Below are 3,819 nucleotides of genomic sequence, written 5' to 3' on the forward strand. Positions count from 1 at the left end.
CACATTGATGTCACGCAAAGCGACGAAACGTTACCGGGAAAGGCTCACTGACTGAGATCGTCGGGCGGCGACTGCGGCGCAAGTACGTCATTTCGATCTGCAGCCGGCTCGCTGCGTCCCATCCCACGAAGTGCGCGGAGATCCGTCAGTACGTCGCGTCGCGCGACGACCTTTCCGAGCTGCTCGATATCATCGGCCACTGGGGAACAACGCCGAGCCTCAAGCGGACGGTCAATAACCTGATCAAGGAGATTCCCGCTGGGGCGGGGCGAGCTTCCGGGCCCCGCCCGGTCCACGAAATCATGGTTCTTTCGTCCGCCCTGACGAGGGACATGAAGGACCTGCTGTGGGCCGCCGCCAGCGACTACACCGATGGTCGCTCGGCAAAGGAACTCGCGACCATTCTGGGACGCGTCGCCCGCCCGCGGGAATACCAGCGTCCTTTTGCCAGGGCGGTCGTCACCAGCGCTGACAAAAAACGATCCATCGAACCATTGGTGGAATACATCGGACAGCTACACGAGGAGCAGCACCCGGGCGAAAGGGCAGCCGTCGAAGCCGTCGGAACCGAGCTGGAGGCCTTCGCCACGCCACCCGGAACCTGGTCGGCCGAGGCCGTCGCCACGATCGCCGCGCCGCTGTACGTGTCGCACAACCAGAAGCTCAGCGGGTTTGGCGAGAAAATGCTCAAGCGCTACCTCGCAAGCGGCCAGCACGTCACCGCGGACGACGTGAAGACCGTCGTGGAGCGGCTCAGGGACGCCGGAGTGGATCCGAAAAACGATGCGAGATGCTTCGCCATACGGTGTGTTGCTGGCTGGGGACGGACCCACAGAGGAAGGTTGCAAGAAAGCTGCGGGAAGCCCGCCTAGACCGTGAGGCGTCGGTTGTCGAAAGCTGCATAGGATAGCCAGGGTGAGGGCTCGGCGTTGCGGCCGTACGCGGCCGGCGAGGGCCGTGCCGAGCTCCTGAAAGAAGTAATGGCGAATCCAATCGGTCGGGCGGACGGACGTACGTACGTCTACGAAAGATTTGGCCGCACTTTCGCGTTGTAGGCCCTGGAGTGGCGAATCATCGCTTGGCAGCAGACCCACGCCCAGACCGCGACGACGCAGGCCAGGAACGTCCTGTCGGTGCCGGTCAACCGGCCGGCCCACCAGGCCAGCGGCAACAGCCCGCCAAGATACCCGGCCAGCCAGGCCGCAGCCCATGCCGCGGACCCGTCCGGGTTGGTGAGAGCACGCCCGCTCTTCAAACGCTCGCGGAGCGTGGGAGCACCGACCAGCACCACGACACCCACGGCCAGAGCGGCGATGGCCCGCCACAGGATGCTGAAGCCGGTCTCATAGAGCATGAGCGCCGTCACAACAAAACTCACTCGCGGCAGGATTCCGCGAAGGAAGCGCCGCCGCGAGGCCGAGGGCAACGGCTGCTTCTGGTCCAGCGCGCTCGACAGCGACACCAGCGCCACCGCCGGAAACGCGTAGAGCAGCAGGCTCAGAACGCCACTGAACCTGGACAGCATGGACCAATATCCGTGAAACACTACGAGCAGTACCGTCCCGAAGGCGACGTTGGCGGCCAGGACAAGCCAGTAGATATGCCAACCGTTCTTCCTCGGCGCAGAAGTGGCAAGCGGGCGGTACGTAAGCCCGAGTCGGCTCAGCTCGGCGATTTCGCTGGGCAGCACATAGGCGTAGACGAGGCCTGCGCCCAACGGAGCGACCATGGTCAGGATCCTCAGCGTCCACTCGAGGATGGAGCGCAGGTAGCCGACTGTCGTGAGCCCGGCTATGTCCAGGTAATCCGAAGGATTCACCCAGGGGCTGGTTGAACAGCCTTGTGCGCTGTCGCCCGCGCACACCGCGCCGTGATACCTGTTGTAGGTGACCTGGAGCAGGATGTAGACCAAGATGGAGAGAAGGACGGTCACGAGGATGGCCCGCCGTATCCGGGCTCCCTCACCGATACCGTCCTTCTTGATGTCTCCGGCGTAGTCCAGCGGTCCTTGGAACCCCACGTAGGCGTACACTGTGCTGCTGCCGCCCAGCGTGGCGAGCCATCCATGCTGGCTGGAGTCGTCAGCTCCGCCGATCGGCGCGCCGAGTAATCCATGGTGGCCGGAGTGATCACCTTCACCCTGTTCGGGGGCGTGGAGCTTGTACTTTGAAACGGCGTAGCCGTGGTAGTGGAATATCGCCAGCAGCACCATGCAAACGAGGAAGACGCCGGCGACTTTGATCACGGTTATCCATGCGGTGGCGCCGACGAAGCGTCGCGCGGGGACCAGGACCACCGCGGCGGAGATTATCATCATGAAGACGATGGCGACGCCCGTCCCCGATCCGTTCAGGGTCCGGTCACCCGTGCTCTGATCAACCCTGAGGAGATTTGTGCCGAGCCGGCTCGATATCTCTGGAGCGATGGCGATGGTCGCCGCGATGGCTTCACCGGTCAGATTGATCACGTAGTAGATCCACAGGCTCGTGGCGACGACCAGCGTGACGAGCGGGCCACTGCTCTGATAAGGCAGGAAGATCATCCCGCCGGTTCTTGGGGCGGCTGTGCCCAGCTCGACCATCACGACGGCGATGACCAGCATCGCCAGTCCGCCCACGGCCCAGGACCAGAGGACGTGCGAGGCGGAGCCTGCGCTCCGATAGGCATCGGCGGGTGTCAGAAACCATCCCGAGCCAATCACACCGCCTGCTGCCAGGCCGAACAGGCCGAAGGACCGCAGCCATCCCTCTTGCGGCCCGCCTGCCTGTTCGCGGCCGAGTCGAGATTCTCTGGAACTCATCGATCTCCCCCACGGCAATGATCGATGTCAACGTATAGTACGGTTCCTCAGTAGTCGTCAGGTTAAGCGAAAAAATGGGTTGTTAGCCCGGATTTTTCTGCCTCGGGCGGGCGGGCGAGCCGTCCCGCGAGCCAACGCGGCGCCGCCTGGACGGGTGCATGGCCGGGAGCTCGGTGACGGCCGGCGCTTACCGAGAATCATCACCCGCAGTTGGCGTGGATGTTGATGCTGTCGTAGTAGCGCTTCGCCTCGGGGGCGAGTGGGACCAGGCAGTACAGCGAGCTTTTGGGAACGGTCTGCGCGGCGGTCTCGAAGTGCCGGCCGTTCTGGTTCGTTCCCCAGAGGGCCTGCTCGAAATCGGGCCGATGTTTGAACAGGTCCTGGACGATGAAGGCCACCAGATCATGGTCGGCGCTCTGGTTCACGACCAGCCCGTTGGGAACCCCGACGGTCTCGGTTTGGCTGATGCCGGGATAGTCCTGCGCGTCGATGGTAGCCGGCTCGTACACGCTGCCGGAGACGAACCGGTTGCCGAGCCGCTGGCGATAGACGGAGTCCCAGTTCGCACCCATGGGAGCCAGATACCGCGCCAGCGGCAGCAGACGGATCCGCAGCCGTCCTCGGTGACAGCCCGGAGGATCTGCGGCGTCGGCGCGCCACCTGCCCAGAGGACCCCGTCGACTTTCCCGTCGCGCAGGTCCGCCAGGCCGCGGTCGAGATCCGCGGGATCCGTGGCGGGCTTGCAGTTCAGGATATTGTCGAACAGCACCTGGCCTACCTGCAGGCTCCCCGAGTTATTCAGGCCGGTCGAGATCTTCCGGTCGCACAGCTGGGTCGCGTCGTCAATGCCCGAATCCGCGCGTACGATCAAATGAAGGATATCGAGCCACACCGGGCCGACGGTGCGCAGTCCGTCGATCGGGTCGTTGCGGAACTGGTTGACCCCGAAGTGTGCGTCTACGGCCAGGGCCCCGGGAAGATCGTTTTAGGTTGCGATCTGCTACGCGGAGTATTGGCCC

At 64.1% G+C, this 3,819-nt stretch carries 3 protein-coding genes and 1 pseudogene; 1 reads left to right on the forward strand and 3 read right to left on the reverse strand.

Annotated elements, in window-relative coordinates:
* Positions 1–332: 332 nt before the first annotated feature.
* Entirely contained in the window at positions 333–872 is a 540-nt protein-coding gene (locus tag G6R25_RS22395) for a hypothetical protein (protein ID WP_163554471.1), read from the forward strand.
* A 149-nt stretch (positions 873–1,021) separates the two neighbouring features.
* Here the strand turns inward: G6R25_RS22395 and G6R25_RS22400 are convergent, their stop codons facing one another.
* The 3 genes and pseudogenes from G6R25_RS22400 to G6R25_RS30990 all read right to left on the reverse strand — a co-directional run.
* Positions 1,022–2,800 (reverse strand): APC family permease, encoded by a 1,779-nt coding sequence (locus G6R25_RS22400; RefSeq protein WP_136448820.1) that lies wholly within the window; start codon positions 2,798–2,800, stop codon positions 1,022–1,024.
* Between the two features lie 200 nt (positions 2,801–3,000).
* Positions 3,001–3,372 carry a TAXI family TRAP transporter solute-binding subunit gene (locus G6R25_RS29170; protein ID WP_136448819.1) on the reverse strand — a complete coding sequence of 124 codons (372 nt, stop codon included), beginning with the start codon at positions 3,370–3,372 and terminating at the stop codon, positions 3,001–3,003.
* Positions 3,373–3,431: 59 nt separating this feature from the next.
* A pseudogene (locus G6R25_RS30990) lies at positions 3,432–3,767 on the reverse strand (TAXI family TRAP transporter solute-binding subunit); the annotation flags it as partial.
* Positions 3,768–3,819: the final 52 nt, after the last annotated feature.

Origin of the sequence: Candidatus Frankia alpina (genome assembly GCF_902806485.1) — a bacterium.
GTDB lineage: Bacteria > Actinomycetota > Actinomycetes > Frankiales > Frankiaceae > Frankia > Frankia alpina.